10 protein-coding genes and 1 pseudogene are annotated in these 17,547 nt (G+C 36.9%); 7 read left to right on the top strand and 4 right to left on the bottom strand.

Annotation, left to right across the window (positions count from 1 at the left end; all coding sequences use genetic code 11):
• Positions 1-137 precede the first annotated feature (137 nt).
• The 7 genes from MSMAS_RS17735 to MSMAS_RS17765 all read left to right on the top strand — a co-directional run bounded on the left by MSMAS_RS17735 (position 138) and on the right by MSMAS_RS17765 (position 8,460).
• On the top strand, positions 138-1,208 hold the full coding sequence (locus MSMAS_RS17735) for a protein-glutamate methylesterase/protein-glutamine glutaminase (protein ID WP_048037751.1): 1,071 nt from the start codon (positions 138-140) through the stop codon (positions 1,206-1,208).
• A 411-nt stretch (positions 1,209-1,619) separates the two neighbouring features.
• Positions 1,620-3,635: a chemotaxis protein CheA gene (locus tag MSMAS_RS17740; RefSeq protein WP_011033271.1), complete on the top strand. Its 2,016-nt coding sequence runs from the start codon at positions 1,620-1,622 to the stop codon at positions 3,633-3,635.
• A 49-nt stretch (positions 3,636-3,684) separates the two neighbouring features.
• The gene (locus MSMAS_RS17745) at positions 3,685-4,587 is read left to right on the top strand and encodes a CheR family methyltransferase (protein WP_011033270.1); all 903 of its coding nucleotides are present in this window, start codon (positions 3,685-3,687) and stop codon (positions 4,585-4,587) included.
• A gap of 214 nt (positions 4,588-4,801) precedes the next feature.
• A complete protein-coding gene (locus MSMAS_RS17750) occupies positions 4,802-5,440 on the top strand; it encodes a chemotaxis protein CheC (protein WP_011033269.1) in 639 nt (212 codons plus the stop codon).
• 292 nt (positions 5,441-5,732) lie between these two features.
• Positions 5,733-6,212, top strand: a complete 480-nt coding sequence (locus tag MSMAS_RS17755; RefSeq protein ID WP_048046888.1) for a chemotaxis protein CheD — start codon at positions 5,733-5,735, stop codon at positions 6,210-6,212.
• Between the two features lie 780 nt (positions 6,213-6,992).
• Positions 6,993-7,886 (top strand): formylmethanofuran--tetrahydromethanopterin N-formyltransferase, encoded by an 894-nt coding sequence (fhcD, locus tag MSMAS_RS17760; RefSeq protein WP_011033267.1) that lies wholly within the window; start codon positions 6,993-6,995, stop codon positions 7,884-7,886.
• Positions 7,887-8,133: 247 nt separating this feature from the next.
• On the top strand, positions 8,134-8,460 hold the full coding sequence (locus MSMAS_RS17765) for a DUF4405 domain-containing protein (protein WP_080503105.1): 327 nt from the start codon (positions 8,134-8,136) through the stop codon (positions 8,458-8,460).
• 291 nt (positions 8,461-8,751) lie between these two features.
• On the opposite strand, the gene MSMAS_RS17770 is transcribed toward MSMAS_RS17765, so the two are convergent.
• The 4 genes and pseudogenes from MSMAS_RS17770 to putP form a co-directional block, all read right to left on the bottom strand.
• On the bottom strand, positions 8,752-10,290 hold the full coding sequence (locus MSMAS_RS17770; RefSeq protein ID WP_015411736.1) for a TraB/GumN family protein: 1,539 nt from the start codon (positions 10,288-10,290) through the stop codon (positions 8,752-8,754).
• 615 nt (positions 10,291-10,905) lie between these two features.
• Positions 10,906-12,000 carry a CBS domain-containing protein gene (locus tag MSMAS_RS17775; protein WP_011033264.1) on the bottom strand — a complete coding sequence of 365 codons (1,095 nt, stop codon included), beginning with the start codon at positions 11,998-12,000 and terminating at the stop codon, positions 10,906-10,908.
• A gap of 758 nt (positions 12,001-12,758) precedes the next feature.
• Entirely contained in the window at positions 12,759-13,955 is a 1,197-nt protein-coding gene (gene mfnA, locus MSMAS_RS17780; protein ID WP_011033263.1) for a tyrosine decarboxylase MfnA, read from the bottom strand.
• Between the two features lie 1,120 nt (positions 13,956-15,075).
• A pseudogene (gene putP, locus MSMAS_RS17785) lies at positions 15,076-16,581 on the bottom strand (sodium/proline symporter PutP).
• Positions 16,582-17,547: the final 966 nt, after the last annotated feature.

Raw genomic sequence — 17,547 nt, forward strand, 5'->3', positions numbered from 1 at the left:
AACCAGATTTACCCTGCCAAATAAAATAACTTTACCAGATAAGATAATTTTGCCAGACAGGATTAATCAGGTCTAACCAGATCTACCTTCTAAACCAGATAATTTTGTCAAACCAACATCCGAAGAAAGTGCTTGAAATGGTTATTCGTGCGCTCATAGTGGATGATTCTGCTTTGATTCGCAAAGTCCTTTCCGATATTCTTAATCAGGATCCTAAAATCGCTGTTATCGGAACTGCAATCAATGGAGAGGACGGCCTTGAAAAAGTCAGAAAACTTAAGCCCGATGTAGTTCTTCTTGATAATATAATGCCTGTTCTTGATGGGCTTAAGACTCTTTCCCATATCATGGAAGAATTTCCGACTCCTGTGGTTATAGTGTCAGCTCTGGGGGAAAAGGCTGAGGAGATTACCCTCACAGCTCTGGAGTATGGAGCAGTGGACGTAATCGAAAAGCCTTCGGGTATTCTCAGTCAAAGTATGCACGAGATGGCAGAAGAAATTTGTGCAAAAGTCAGAGCAGTTTCAAAAGCCGATCTTAATAACCTTGGGTGCATCCGGGATTTAGAACACCAGATACCTGAAAACCACAGGAAAAAAAAGAATAGCCTCCGGGAGAAAACCTCTGTTAGAAATGTGCTGGCTATAGGCGCATCTACAGGAGGGCCAAGAGCTCTGGAAAAACTTATAGGCTCGTTTCCCGCTGAAATTCCAGCTGCGGTTCTTATAGTACAGCACATGCCTCCGGGTTTTACAGCATCCCTCTCTAAAAGGCTTGATGCAAAATCAGCCCTCAGGGTAAAAGAAGCACAGGAAGGAGACATAATGGAAGAAGGAACTGTGTTTATAGCCCCTGGAGATTATCATATGGAAATTGTACGGAATAAAGTAAACGGCTTTGGAGAAGATACAGTGCATCTATCCTGCGGACCTAAAGAGCTGGGGTCCAGGCCCTCAGTAAATGTCCTGTTCAGATCAGTTGCCAGGATTTACGGTCCCAGAGTTATTTCCCTTGTACTTACAGGAATGAACTGCGATGGAGCGGATGGAGCTGAAGAGATTAAAAAAATGGGCGGTAAAGTGATCGCAGAAGACCAAAGCTCATGTGTGATATACGGAATGCCTGGAGAGATTGTAAGGCGAAACCTGGCAGACTTTGTGCTTCCTCTGGATAAAATGGCTGATGAAATTGTCAAAATAGTCAGATGACCCTGGGTAGATCAATTATTAAATTAATTTTTTAGATCAAATCTGGTTAAATTAATTGTTCAGATTGATTGCCAGATTGGTTACTCAGATTGGTTACTCAGATTGGTTACTCAGATTGATTGCTTAGATCAGCCTGTAAGATTAATTACTCAGATTAATTGCTTAGATCAGTCTGTAAGATTAATTACTCAGATTAATTGTTGGCTCAGCTGGTTAGGTCAAAGGGTTAGACGAATTTTAAAGTAACATATTCTTTAAAGTAACATATTCTTTAAAGTAACATATTCTTTAAGTAACATATTCTTTTAAAATAACATAATTCTTAAAAGTAACATAATTAATAATTTTTACTTATAGAAAATTCCGGTAGCTTTCAGGATTATAAAATGTTTACAGAAGGCAGGCAAAATCATGGACATGTCGAAGTATATAGGCATTTTCAGGTCCGAATCTGAAAAAAACATTCAGGAGATGAGCGACTCCCTGCTAGCACTTGAACAGAATCCTGAAAATGCGGAGCAGATGAATATATTATTTCGTTCAGCTCATACTTTTAAGGGCATGGCTGCAACCATGGGGTTCAAACAGATTGTTGAACTGACACATGAGATGGAAAGCCTGATTGATAGATCCCGTACAGGAAAGCTAACCCTTGATTCTTATTTAATCGATATCCTTTTCGAATGCCTGGATACTCTGGAGAGGCTTGTTGAGGAAGTCTGTGCAGGCATGGAAAACAAAATCGTCGGGAGAGAAGGCGATAGAAGCGAAGGTAGTAACTCCGGCCCAGATGCAGAAAAGATTTTAGAAACTCTGAGGACGATAAATAATCCCTCAGAGGAATACATTCTTCAAAAAAATGAATTTTGTACTTTTTCTTTAGATAAAGGAATAGAGGAAAAAGGGAAAAGACAAGAAGTAAAGGAAAAAACAGGAGAGAAAACGGAAGAGAAAGCGGAAGAGAAAGAAAAAGGAGAAAAAGAAGAAGAAACAGAAAAAACAGAAGGAAGAGAAAAAGAAGAAACACAAAAAACAAAAGAGGGAGAAAAAATAGAAGAGAGAGAAAAAGGAGAAAAAATAGAAGAGAGAGAAAAAGGAGAAAAAATAGAAGAGAGAGAAAAAGGAGAAAAAACAGAAGAAGATGAGGAAAGAGAAAGAAAAAATGCAGAAAAAGAGGAAAAGGAAAAAGCGGTAGAGAAAGAAAAAGAAGAAGAAACAGAAGGGAGAGAAAAAAACGAAAAAGAAAGGCAAAGTGGTAAGGAAGTAAAAACCCAGAGCCCAAAAATACATAGTTCAAGGGTCAGTACTGAGAAGTTAGATAAGCTGATGAACCTTGTCGGTGAGCTAGTAATAAACAGAAGCAGGGTAAAAGAGCTCACAGGGAAATTAAAATCAAAAGATCTGGACTTTGCACTTTCTGACTACCAGAAGCTAACCAGGGAGCTTCAAGAAGAAGTGTTAGAGATAAGGATGATACCTCTGGACCACATAACCAATATTTTCCCCAGAATGATAAGAGATCTTGCGAGGGGACAAAATAAAAAAATTGATTTCATAATAAGGGGAAAAGAAATCAAAATAGATAGAGCTATTATAGAAGAAATCGGGGATCCTCTTGTGCACCTGCTAAGAAATGCAGTGGACCACGGAATAGAAACTCCTGAAAAGCGTGTGGAACTCGGGAAAGAGGAAACTGGCAAGATAATAATTACAGCTTCAAGACAGCAAAACTATGTCCTTATCAGGATAGAGGATGATGGGAAAGGCATAGATGCAGAAGAAATCCGAAAAATCGCATTTCAAAGAAGACTTATTTCTAGAGACGAAGCCGAACAGCTTTCTGAAAGAGAATTAATACAGCTAATTTTCACACCAGGACTCAGTACTGCCAGCGAGGTTACGGACCTTTCAGGCAGAGGAGTCGGGATGGATATTGTAAAAAACCGAATTGAACACCTTGGAGGTTCCATAAAGGTGGACTCAAAACCTGGAACCGGTTCAAGGTTCGAATTGAGGTTACCAATAACTATTGCTCTTTGCCAGTCTATGCTTGTAAAAGTGGGAATGGAAAGGTACGCAATACCTTTTACCAATATAATAAAAAGCATTTCAGTCAGGAAAAAGGACGTCCGGCATATAAGGAGCGAAGAAGTTATTTTGATAAATGAAAAAACACTTCCACTGTTGAGATTACGTAAGTTGTTCCAATTGCCTGCGATAGAGAATGAAGAAAACCTGGATATAGTTATAGTCGAAAAAGCCGGACAGTACATAGGGCTTGTGGTGGACTCACTGCTTGGAAAACAGGAAATAATTATAAAAACCTTCAAAAGCAGGTTGCTGGAAAAAACCCGGGGATTTGCGGGAGCAACCGTCATGGGAGACGGGAGTGTTATTTTAATCCTTGATATTAACTCTATAACCTGAAATCTCGACTGAAGAGAAAAATGAACGCATGCAGGTGAAACGAAAGTGAATGAAACCGGATAAATATAGACTGGAGACAGACGCAGAGAAAATAAAAACAGAAAGAGAACGAGAGAAAATAAAAACAGAAAGAGATTTTGAGGAAGACTCGGGATTTGAATTATTAAAAAGAGTGATTACGGAAAGTACCGGATTTAACTGTGAGCAGTATAAGGAAGCCCATTTCAGGCGCAGAGTTAATGTCCGGGTCAGGGCTACCGGGTCAGAAAGTTATGAAGAATATCTCAGGTTGCTGAGAAAGAGTTCAATTGAGCATGAATATCTTATTAAAGCCCTTACGATAAACGTCAGCGAATTTTTCCGAAATCCGGAAACCTTTGAGGTAATTGAAAAAGAAGTTGTTCCTTTTTTAATAAAGTCCAGATCAGACTCGCTTGTAAAATCGATCCGTATCTGGAGCGCAGGCTGTGCAACAGGAGAAGAGGTCTATTCTCTTGCTATTTTGTTCCATAGAGCTCTTGGAAAAGACCTGGATAAGTATAGAATAAGCATTATAGGCACTGACATTGACACTATAAGCCTTGAAAAAGCCCGAAAAGGAATTTACCCTGAAAATGTACTTAAAAATATAGACGCCAGTACAAGAGAAAAATATTTTGTGAAAAAAGGTGAGACCTATCAGGTTCTCGACAATTTAAGGAGTATTATTCGTTTTAAACGGCATGATATGATATCAGAATCCTGTATAGACCATTTTGACCTCATAATCTGCCGAAACGTTATGATATACTTTAAAAAGGAAATTCAAGAACAATTGCAGCTTAACTTTCACAGGGCATTAAATAAAAAAGGTTTCTTTGTGATAGGAAAAGCCGAAACACTGCTGGGAACAGCTTCAAATCGCTTTAAGCCTTACAATGCGAGAGAGCGCCTGTACTTAAAAGAAAACTAAAATGTGGAAAGAAATCCATATAGAAGAGATCAATAGAAATCCATATTGGAAGGAACCAGATTGAAAGAAATCCATAACGAAAAAAATCCATAATGGAAGAAGTACATAACGAAAGAAATCCATAATGGAAGAAGTACATAACGAAAGAAATTCATAACGAAAGAAATACGTATGAAAGAGATCTGAAAAACCGAAGAAAACTATGGGGAATTTTATGGAAGAGATAACAAGTTTAAGCGAATTCGAGTATGGAGCGCTGAAAGAAATAGGAAATATAGGTATAGGAAATTCGGCAGTTTCTCTTTCGAGGCTCGTAAACAGTCTTGTATGTACAAAGGTTATAGATACGGAATTGGGATTAATCGAAGACATACCGAAAATAGCAGGTTTTTCAGAATCCCCGGTTATGGGCACATTGATACGTATAAAAGAGGACCTCAATGGATATATCCTTGTTTTTTTCCCAGAAACAAGTGCAGAGAGCCTCTATATAAGCCTTTCAGGCGAGGAAATCGAAAAAAATCTTACAGATCCGGTAAAAAGGTCTTTAAAAATATCTTTAATTGAGGAAGTTAGCCATATCCTGGCAGGAACCTATGTAACTTCTCTCGCGAAGTTTTTGAAACTTAATCTTTCAATTTCAATACCTTATGCAACATATGATATGTCTGACTCAATTTTTAATTCGGTGATTACAGAAATGGGCTATATAGCAGATTTTGCTTTCGTACTTGATGCAGAATTTCTGATAAAAGAAAAGAGGATTAAAGGGAACGTACTGACTTTACTTGATCCGAAATCTCTTAGCTGTTTGCTGGAAAGAATCAATTCGATGATTAATCAAAATGCTTGATTATTACATTAAAATTAACAGGACAGAAACCATATAAAAGGAACAGATAATCACAAAATAATAATCAGTTTTCAAACCAGTAAATATCAAACCGATAACTTTAAACCAATAACTTAAACCGATGACTTAAACCAATAAAAATTCAAACCAATAACTTAAAATCAATAACTTAAACCGATAAAAATTCAAACCAATAACTTAAAATCAATAACTTAAACCGATAAAAATTCAAACAGGTGAATTTTGAACTAACCGGTGTTATGAAAATAGACTTATAAGGAGGTTTTACAGATTGGTCAATTCGGACATAATCACGGTGGGGATAGGAGATTGTGCAATAGCTAGAAGCCCCATGAAAATTAAAACCTCCGGACTGGGTTCCTGCCTTGGAATAACCCTCTATGATAGACAGAAAAAGATAGGTGGCCTTCTCCATACCATGCTTCCAAACATAAAAGATGCAAAACTAAAAGATAATCCTGCCAAATTTACAGATGCGGGAATAGAGTATCTTGTAGACGAGATGATCAGAAGAGGAGGTTCCATAGATAAACTTGAAGCAAAAGTTGTAGGGGGAGCGGGAATGTTTGAAAATTCACGCCTGAATATAGGTGAGAGAAACATTAAAAGTGCCAGAGAAACAATGAAAAAACTGGAAGTGTCTATTATAGCTGAGGACGTGGGGAAAAACTACGGACGTACAGTAATATTCGATACTCTTACTGGAGATCTTCTTATAAAGACAATTCTAAAAGGGGATAAATTAATTTAAGAATTTATTATCTAGTTTAATATTAATATCTAGTTTTGTACTTAATTGCATTTAATTACCCATTTTATACCATATTTCAGTTTCTTATCTTGTTATCCAGTTTTTATTTTACAATCAGTATTTATTTTTACCATCGGTTTTTATTGTTAAACATCAGTTTGCTCATTTGCATCTTATCATCCATTTTGTGTTTTATTATCCAGTTTGCCCTTTATTGTCGATTTTTTATCCGTTATTCGATCCAGGGTATTATTCGTTTATTCGCTCCAGAGTATTTTGAATTTCTTTTCTTTAAAAAATTATATATTTGATATAAATATTATAATAGACATTCATTATCTAATCGATTGCAGGCAGAAAAGCTATGCTTAAAATCGATTGATTAACAGAGAAAATAAAATACCATAAAACTCTAAGTGTATGCCTGGGATTAAGTACGCCGAATTATGTGACTTTTTCTATACGGCATAAGAAATAGAGCAGAGCATTGGCGATCAGCATGGGACGACCAATTAAAAACAGCATAAATTTAAAACAATATAAATAGTTCAAGGATATCTAAAAAGGCTGAATCAAAAATAAAGGATTGAATGTACTGCACCGAAACATGCTGAAATGAAACATTAGAATGGATGTGCAATTGTAAAGTAACAATAATTGTAAAGTAACAATTGTTGAAACATACCTAAGCACGCTAAACTGACTAAAAAATGCTGTTATAGCAGACATCAAACCTGTAGCTTATTAATTAAATAACGAAAAGTAAACTAGGGGAATTTCATGGAAATCAACGGAGTAGAAATTGAAGACACATATGCAGAAGCGTTTCCGATCAAGATTGCACGAGTGCTCATAACAGCAGTAACAAAGCGCTGGGCTCAGGTAGCAGCTACTGAAGCTACCGGCTTCGGGACATCAGTTATAATGTGCCCTGCAGAAGCTGGAATTGAAAGGTTCGCAAGCCCCAGCGAGACTCCTGACGGGAGACCTGGAGCTTATATTCAGATCTGTACTTTCAAATATGAAGCCCTTGAAGAACAGCTGCTCGAGAGGATTGGACAGTGCGTACTTACTGCTCCTACAACTGCAGTCTTTAACGGCCTGCCCGATTCTGAGAAACAGTTCAATGTCGGCTTTAAACTCAAATTCTTTGGAGACGGTATGGAGTCCGAAGCTCAGATTGCCGGGCGCAAAGTATTCAAGGTCCCGATCATGGAAGGAGACTTCGTGACTGAAGACAACATCGGAGCTATAGCCGGAATTGCAGGCGGAAACTTCTTTATCTTCGGAGACTCCCAGATGAGTGCCCTGACTGCAGCCGAAGCCGCTGTAGATGCAATTGCAGAACTTGAAGGCACAATTACCCCCTTCCCTGGCGGCATTGTTGCAAGTGGGTCCAAGTCCGGAGCAAACAAGTATAAATTCCTGAAAGCTACTGCAAACGAAAAGTTCTGCCCCTCCATAAAGGATAAAGTAGAGAACACTGAAATTCCTGCCGATGTCAATGCTGTTTATGAAATCGTTATCAACGGGCTCGATGAAGCAAGTATAAAAGCAGCAATGAAAGCCGGAATAGAAGCTGCGGTAACTGTCCCCGGAATCAAAAAGATTTCCGCAGGGAACTACGGCGGCAAACTTGGTAAGTATCAATTCAAACTTCACGAACTCTTCTAAGAATTCAGGTTCTATGAGCTCTGATGAGCTCAAAATTCTCTTTTTTAGTCACATACTATTTTTATTAAATAATTATTATTTTTTACATAATTAATATTTTTTTAGTCATTTGTTATTTTTTAAATAATTATTATTCTCTGTTTTACCTGTAATTTAATTTTAACGAGAAAGCTTTTCCTATACCTCGCAAACACCTTTTTATTTTCCAGACCTAATTACTTTTCAGAGAAAAGTGAGGTATGAAAACGTGAATAAACAAAGAATCAATTATCTGGTGGATCTTGTCCTGACCGCCCTATTTTTCGTAGTCGCATTTACGGGTTTTTTCATGTATTTTTTCATCCCTTCGGGAATCCAGAGAGGCAGATACGTTGTATACATGGGGCTAACGAAAGCCACGTGGATCTGGCTACATAATAGAGCTGGAATCCTGATAATAATTCTTGTAATCATTCATCTTATCCTGCACTGGAACTGGATTGTACGTACTACCAGAAATTTCTTCGGAAAAGAAAAAGGCGAATTGGAAGAGAATGAAGACAAAAAAATAGAAGACAAAATAGAAAAATATTAAAAAAGGATTAAAAAGTAGAAAAATTATAAAAAACACAGATATTATAAAAAGATATAAAAAATTATAAAAAGATATAAAAAATTATAAAAAGATATAAAAAATTATAAAAAGATATAAAAAATTATAAAAAGATATAAAAAATTATAAAAAGATATAAAAAATTATAAAAAGATATAAAAAACTTAAGAAGTTAAAAATCGCTTCAAAATTGCAAAAGGATAAAAGTTATGAAAGCAGAAAATCTGACTCTCAGATCTGCTTTTATCCATAGGATTATTTTAGAGTCCTATTTTAGAGTCCTAGAGCGTTGAACCCGGAAAGTAGAATATCTCTTGGATCAAGGCCGGTAACCCGTATCATAACATAGGCTCCGAGGAAAGTACCTGTCATACTCCCTATGTTAGCAAAGCTAGCGACAAGGAGGACTCGCATAAACCTGTTTTTGAACATTTCCCTGAAAGTTTCTATCCCTGCAAGGGCTTTTATATCTGCGGCGGTAGGGTTTCGCTGTCTTGCTTCTACAATTCCAGCAAACCAGCCCGCAGCAATTAAAGGGTGAAGAGTGGTCAGCCAGGCAACCGAAAAGGCGGTCAGGACTGAGTAAGGATGGCCGCCTGCGAGCAGAGTGCCGATTGCACTCAGGGTTCCTGTGATAATGAACCACCATCCGAAAGCTATCAAAAGGAGTTTCAGTGGAACGCCCGAAAGCAGGAGCAGCAAAAAAAACCCGATAATAAGACCTACAAAGGCAAAACCGATAATTTTGCCAATTCCAAATCGTTTCTTCGGAATCTGCATAAGAGAATTAAGAGGAGGAAGGCTCTTTGGGTTCTCCAGGTAGTTAATTACACCTGGTTTATGTCCTGCTCCGATTACCGCAACAATGGTTTTGTTTCCACCAGCAGCCGTCCTGAGAATGCTCCCTGCAAGGTATGCGTCCCTTTCATCTATGAGAGTTTCAGCTGCAGTTGGGGCAAATTCTCTGAGCTCGCTAACGAGGGCTGTGACAACATCCTGTTGAGTTATCTGGTCTATGTCGATTTCTGCTCCTTTTCCTATTCCTATCAGGCCGCCTATAAGAGAACCCAGCATCTTTATTTTCTCAGTAAATTTCATGCGGCCCCAGAAACGCTGGAGAGTCACCTGAATATCCCTGTCAATTAGAGCTATTTTAGCTCCTGAGGCTTCTGCTTCTTCAATTGCGGAAATCATCTCGGAACCGGGCTTTACACCCATGTCTTCACCGATCTTTTTCTGCACATAAGCAAGCAGCCAGTGGACAAGGTAGTAATACACTTTTCCTTCGGTGAGAATTTCCTTTATTGGAACCTGATTTGTTTCCGGAACATTTCCTTTAAGAGAATCGTAACGTGCCCTGCAAAGCTCAACAGCTACGATATCGGGTTTAAGATTTCTGATTGCGCTTCTTACCTCATTCACACTCTTTTCGGAAACGTGTGCCGTGCCTATAAGCACAACTTTTGAAGGGTGAAACTCAACAGATGAATTGTTTCCGTCCGGGATTTGAGGCTGGAAAGGAGAAGGAATTAACAGTTCCGAAACTGAAGCAGGAAGAAGCTCGGGGTTAAGTCCTTCCCCCCTACCGGGCTTCATTTCGACCTTTTCGATTTCTGTTGTAGATGACGGCACAGAAATGATTTCTTCTGGATTGTTGATTGAAGAGTCAGAAAGTTTAAACTTCCCAACAGAAACATTGCCTTCCTTAGATTCTATAGGTTTGTCCATAGAGTGTATTGACTCCTGAGATGAACTGTAAGAATTTCGTTCAGGATCCATTTCCTGAGAATCTGTGATTTCATATTTATTCATAATCAGTCTCTTTGTTACAGCAGATTAGCAGTGCCGGATAAATATGTATTAGATAAATATGTATTGGATAAACATGTATTGGATAAATATGTATTAATATAGCATCTCATTTGTATTGCTGTGTACTTCTTGTTCGGTGTGCGTTATTCCGCTTTCATTTCATTGCCAGAATGTTCTACATTAGCGTTATGCTTCCGGATTTAAACATTTATTGCAGCGAATTTGAAGTTATCAGGTGAATGGTTTAGCGTATAAGTAATTTAATGCATGGTAAATTAAGCTATACATAATTAAACTATACATGTTAAATAAGTTATATATGTTAAATAATTGACCCTCAGATGCCAGTTTGCAATGGTAAATCCGGATAGAATTAAATTTATATTTCTGGAAAATTTATATATTCCAAAGAATTTGTATTTCTGGAAAATTTATATTTTCCAAAGAATTTGTATTTCTGGAAAATTATATTTCCAGAAAAAATCTTTTGATTTATCACTCTTTCGAGTTCACTATTCGATCCGATTCACTATTCTATCAGATTACTATTCTAATCTGAATTTTAATTCCATCAGATTCATTATTCAGATCTAAATTTTAATTTTATTATGTTTGTTATTCTGATCTGAGTTTGAGTATCCTGACCAGATCTGTTCTGGAGAGCACCCCTACAAGAGATCCATTATCAATTACCAGAACCCTTCCGATATTTTTGGATGTAACCAGTTTGAGGACATCACTTGCCTGTGCATCAGAAGGAACAGATATTATATCTCTTGTCATGATATCTGAGACCCGCATCACAGGGCGGTCAATGGTGGGAACGCGCTGGATATCTGTAAAAGTTACGATTCCTTTCAGGTTGCCGCTTTCTACCACAGGATAGCCCATATGTTTTTTCTCAAACATAAACTGAATTAGATCTTCAACATTCATGGAAGGGGGAACTGAAACTACTTCTTTTGTCATTATGTCTTTTACCAGAATATTTTCCAGACTTACGGATGCTTGAGTAGAACGCTCTTCCTCGGAAGCGCCAGCGTAAATGAAGAGAGCAATAAGTGGGAACCAGAGGTTTCCAATAAGGATTCCAAAAATAGCCATCAGAATGGCGAAAAATTTTCCTACGGCAGCTGCGCTCTTGGTAGCTTTGACATAGGACATCCTCCTAGCATAGAAAGAACGCAGTACTCTCCCTCCATCCATTGGAAATGCAGGCAGCAGATTGAAGATTCCAAGCACCAGGTTCATTGCCCCGAGAATCCAGATTGTCAGATAAACAGGATTTTCAGATAGCGCAGGATTTGACAGAATTATATACCTGTATAACAGAAGACAGATAGAACCTATTACCAGGCTCGTAAAAGGTCCTGCAAAAGCCATCTTTGCTTCCTGTCCGGGGTCTCTTGGTATCTCTTCCATTGAAGATACTCCTCCAAAAAGGAAGAGCGTAATACTCTCAATATTAACCCCGTATTGTTTTGCAAGGTATGAGTGTGCAAGCTCGTGTAAAAGGATTGAGGCGAAAAGTAAAATTGCAGTCAGGGATGAAAGCATGTATTTTGTCGAAGCAGGCTCAACTTCCTGAAAGCCATAAGGGTATGGATTAATTGCAAATATATATGCAAAAACAGGAAGGATTAAAAGAAAAGTGATATGCAGCTTGATAGGTATGCCCAGAACGCTTCCGATTTTCAGTGAAGATTTCAAGAAGTAATTACCCCCTTTTAGTTTTCGTAAATATAAATACTTGATAACTATACCAATTAATCTACTTAAGAGCCAGGAATCATAAAAGTTAGAACATATATTATATTATTTTAAATAGCATAATTATTTTTGCATTAAATCTCAGTAAATGAATGATATTTTTATAAACCCTACCAGCTAATGTATTTAGTCTAATGTATTTAATTGACTACTCCATCAAGACAAGTCGATAATGATCTTTCTTCGATAAGGATCTTTCTTCGACAACGATCCTTCTTCGACAATGATTGTTCTACGCCGAGTATCTCGGGTTGATCACTTTACAAAGCCATTTAACAAATCTATTTCACAAGAATTATTCTACAATATTTGTTTTATAATCTTGATTTAAAATATAATCCTAATTTCTATTAATGCCTATAAACATCCAGGTAAGGATCAAGCTGTTATATAAAATGGATAAAAATGGATAAAGGAAAATAGCTGATCTGATAAAGAAGATAACTAATCTGATAGAGAAGCTTTGAATTGGAGCTTTAAGTTAGAAGCTTTGAATTAAAGCTTTAAGTTAGAAGCTTTAGATTGGAAGCTTTAAACTGGAGTTTTAAGTTAAAATATTTGAATGGAAATTTCTGAATTGGAGTTTCAAATTGAAATATTTGAATGAGAAGATTTGAACTGGGGGTTTAAGTTAGAACCCTGCAATAGAAGTTTGAAATTAAAAATCTGAAATTAAAGCCTGAAATTAAAAAATATAATTAGGGGCTTTTAATTTCTGCTGTCACTTTCTTAAGGTCTTCTAAAAATAGTTCGATATCTTCGGGACTGTTATGAGGCATAAGGACAAGACGGAGAGCCCTTGGAGTGCGGGTAATTGAGACATTCCAGCCGAATTTTTTAAGAAGCCGTTCTCTGACAAGGTCAGGATTCGGGACTTTAAGAGCAACGACGTTCATGACCGGCTCAATCAATGGCTCGAAACCAAGTTTTCTTGCTTCTTCTACAATTTTTGAAGTAAGCTCCATGCAGTACTGCACATTTTTTCTGTAACCTTCATATCCGAGATACTTCATGACTGCGCAGGTAGCAGCAGCTGAGGCTCCACTCCGGGTGCCTGTAAGTGTGAACTGGGATTTTGTTGTAAGATATGGGGTACTTACTTTGAGAGAATCCAGGAAAGAAGGGGACCTGAAAAGTAAAGCGCCTGAAGGAATTGTGGAAAGACCCATCTTATGGGGGTCTATGGCAATTGAAGTCACTCCCGGCACTTTGAAGTCAAAAGGCTGGGGCTTTTCCAGGAAAGGAATAACAAAACCTCCGAAAGCCGCATCAACGTGCAGGAAAAGCTCATTTTCAAGAGCTACTTCCGAGAGTTTATCGATCGGATCTATCTGGCCAAATTCAGTATTCCCTGCAATTCCTACGAGACCTATCGTGTTTTCATTTATGAGTTTTTCAACTGAAGCCATATCCACCCTGAACTCCGAATCAAGAGAAGCCCTTCTGACTTCTATGCCCATCATGTCGGCAACTTTATCAAAAGAAAAATGAGCCGATGCGGGAATTACAATGTTTGGAGTTCCCTTAAATTCTTTTTTTCCTGCTGTTACCAGGTTTTTCATTCCTCTTACAGCCTGAATGTTGGATTCCGTACCTCCTGTGGTCAGGTAACCGCAAACAGAGCTCTGACATAAACCGCCTGAAGGAACGTCAATTGAAGAGGCGTGAAGAAGGTTGCCAAGCATTCTGACAACCTCCTGCTCTAGTTTGTGGGCTCCGGCAAAAAGCCCCAGATCGCCCAGGTTAGCTTCAATAAAGAGCCTGTTAGCCTCGATTGCGATCTTATGAGGGCGGGTACACATTGAACTAAAAACCCGATAATAATCCGTATCTTCTGACTTTGCATTTTCCAGATAGGAAAATATCTCTCTTTCCGAAAGACCCTGCTCATTCATATAGGTAAAGTAAAACCAGTTTTATTTAAAAGACTTATGGAATCAAACTAGAAAAACTGACTCTAGAAAAACTGACTTCTTCGGGATCATAACAGACCAGAATAGCGTTAATTATCCATTTCTCGAAGATAAATTAGAATAAAGATTAGATAAAAAGAACTGTGATTGGAAGAAAATAGAAAAAGTGGAATAATTTGAAAAATCAAAAGCAAGAGAAAAAGCATTGCAATATAAAAAGAAGGAAAAAGAATAAAAGAAAAAAGAGCCAGAAGTTCTACTAAATTCATAAGAATCCTAAAATTTAAACACAGTTTATACGTATCATTAAGATAAATTTCAAGAACATTTTGATAATTAAAAAATACTAATTTTAAAATATCAAATTATATAGTAATCAGAATGTTTATTTTATTTGAGGGAGACCCCTTTGTTTCTACTGGAAAGAAGTTATGGTAGTTGGAGTAAAGGATTGGTGTTCAATAAAAAAAATAAAAATATAAAACAAATATTATTTAAGTCAAAATCTAAAATTACTTATATTTTTATCAATATTTCTAGAAATTTCCTTCAGATTAATAACAACATATATATAGAATAAACGTTATAACACAACACTATTATTTTGTTCCAATACAAAATAAAATCAATTTTTATTTTGTTCCTCAACCCTCCCGAAACCTTTCAAGCGAAATCATGGGGTCCCCGGGTTATTTAAGCTTTCCAGTGGAAATAAAGGGGGGTTGTGACAAATTCATAATATCTCTCGTTTAATTCAGAGTTATCTTTAATTTAATCCTTCCAGAACATAACTCATAATATCTTTTGTTTAATTTACAGCTATCTTTAGTTCAATTCACGGCTTTTTTTAGTCTAATTCTTCCAGAAGTTATCTATATAATTAGGATAAGCTCTTTAAAATGCCACCTTGTCAGGGAATACCTGTTTATTAATATAAAAAAATAGAAAGAATGAGCACTGTTTACTTTTCTTACCTGGAAAGGAATTTCCAGTTCTTTTCAGTTCCTTCTCGGTTCCTTTAGGTTCTTCTCGGTTCCTTTCAGTGCCCAAAAAATATTTTGCAGAAAATTTGCTCGGGTCAGGTTTCTGAAGATCCCATATTTTATTTATGAGTATTTTTTCCTCCGAGAGTTATCTGTTTTAAATGGTCGAATTCTCTAAGGATTTCTTCTGCAGGGCCTTCTTTATCCAGAATACTGATTGCATAGATTGTGATACATGAGAGCAGGAATCCAGGAACTATCTCGTATAGATCAAAAATCCCTCCTGAGAGTTGTTTCCAGATAATAACTGTTAATCCGCCCACAATCATTCCTCCCAGCGCTCCATTTCTGGTTGTATTCCTCCAGAAAAGGGAGAACAGGATAACAGGTCCAAAGGCAGCTCCAAATCCTGCCCACGCATATGATACCAGGCCCATTACTGAATTGTTCGGATCTCTAGCTATCAGGTACGCAATTGCTGAAATTATGATAACTGCAAACCTGCCCATCCAGACAAGTTCTTTTTCACCTGCGTTTTTCCTCATGATTATCCTGTAAATATCTTCAGTGAAGGCAGATGCAGCTACAAGGAGCTGGGAATCAGCAGTACTCATGATAGCCGCAAGGATAGCTGCAAGCAGTATTCCAGCGATAATGGGTGTGAACATATTATTTATCATTACCATAAAGATAGTCTCACTGCCTGCTTCTCCCAGAAACTCGGGATAGAGGTAGGCTCTTCCGACAATTCCAACTACTACAGCAAAAATCAGGGAAATAATGACCCAGACCATTGCAATAATCCTGGCCTGCTTTATTTTTTCAGGTGATTCTATAGCCATAAAACGGACCAGTATATGTGGCATCCCGAAGTATCCCAGACCCCAGGCAAGATTGGAGATCAGAGGAATTGCACCTCCGGCAAGGGCAGTCCAGGGATTGAGCAGCTGCGGATCTATACTTTCAATAATACTCACTGTCGAGTCATAACCACCTATTCCTTTCATAGCTGCAAGCGGCACAAGAGCAATGGCACAGACCATCAGCGTTCCCTGGAAAAAATCAGTCCAGCAGACGGCCATAAAGCCTCCGAGGAAAGTATAGGTGATAATTACTAATGCACCGATTAGAAGAGCTTGCTGATAAGGAATTTCAAAAACAGTGTTGAAAAGCTTTCCTCCCGCAACAAGGCCTGAGGAAGTGTAAAGCAAGAAAAAGACCAGAATCAGGATAGATGAGATAATTCTTAAACTGTGGCTTTTATCCCTGAACCTGTTTTCAAAGTACACAGGTATTGTAATTGAATCCCCTGCAACCTGAGTATATTGACGTAATTTTTTCGCGACAAATTTCCAGTTCAGATATGTTCCTGCAGCCAGCCCTATACCCAGCCACACGGATTCCATCCCTGAAAGGTAAGCATATCATGGTAGCCCCAGCAATAGCCAGCCGCTCATATCCGATGCCTGGGCACTCAGCGCAGTAACCCAGCTGTTTAACTTTCTACCTCCTAAAATGTAATCTGAAAGATTTTCTGTTTTCTTATAATACAGAACTCCAATAGATATCATAAAGAGCAGATATGCTGCAAAAATAACTACGATATTAATGTTATCCGGTACCATGATTTAACTCCATTTTTTAGCAAAAGCCTATTTTTTAATCAATTTCGTTTTTAATTAAACTCGTTCTTAACCAAACATATTTTTAATTAAACTCGTTTTCAATCAAACATATTTTTAATTAAACTCGTTTTCAATCAAACATTATGTCTTATGAATTGCGTTTCATAAATTGCGTTTTATGAGTCACATTCTCATTTATCGCTTCTCATTTATCGCTTCTCGTGTATCGCTTCTCATTTATCGCTTTTCATTTATCGCTTCTCGTGTATCGCTTCTCATGTATTGCATCTTCATGCACATTTATACTATAGCTGTAGATCAGTATCTCTACAGTTTTATAATACTGTCTTGTCATCAGGGATTAAAAGCAGTTCGTTTTACTTCGGAAATTAAATAAGTTATTTTAAGATTATTATTCAATTCATTCTTTTGAATAATTTCTCTGATGAAATATAACATTAAAGACTACAGTAAAAATTACTGAATTATTAACTTCAAATTACTGAGTTAATAACTTCAAAAATCTATTTTTAGAATAAATATTTGGAAAATAAATACTTGAAAATAGAGTGTCTTAAATAAAAATTAATAAGTTAATACGTATACATATAAATTTTTTTGATTATTTATACTTTTTATATATGTTTAGTTTCAGGTTATATTGCTTTTTTCTTCCTAACTGTTTTTTATTTATTATTAATTTTTTTCTTTTCTTAATTGTTATTCGTATCAAGACTGTTTTCATTTTTAATACAACCACTTTCGTTTCGATTCAGGAACCTGTTTACTTCAATTATTATTTATTTATAAATATTTTTTATCATTCAATGGAAATAAAGGGGTTTGAAAACCCTTTATCTTCCTCCACGCGAAAAAGAGGATTTAAATCTTGACTTCAAAAATTACAAAATTTTTGATTTTTTATTTTATTTTCACATGCTCTATTGATATTGATTTTTTGTATAA

Source organism: Methanosarcina mazei S-6, assembly GCF_000970205.1.
Classification (GTDB): domain Archaea; phylum Halobacteriota; class Methanosarcinia; order Methanosarcinales; family Methanosarcinaceae; genus Methanosarcina; species Methanosarcina mazei.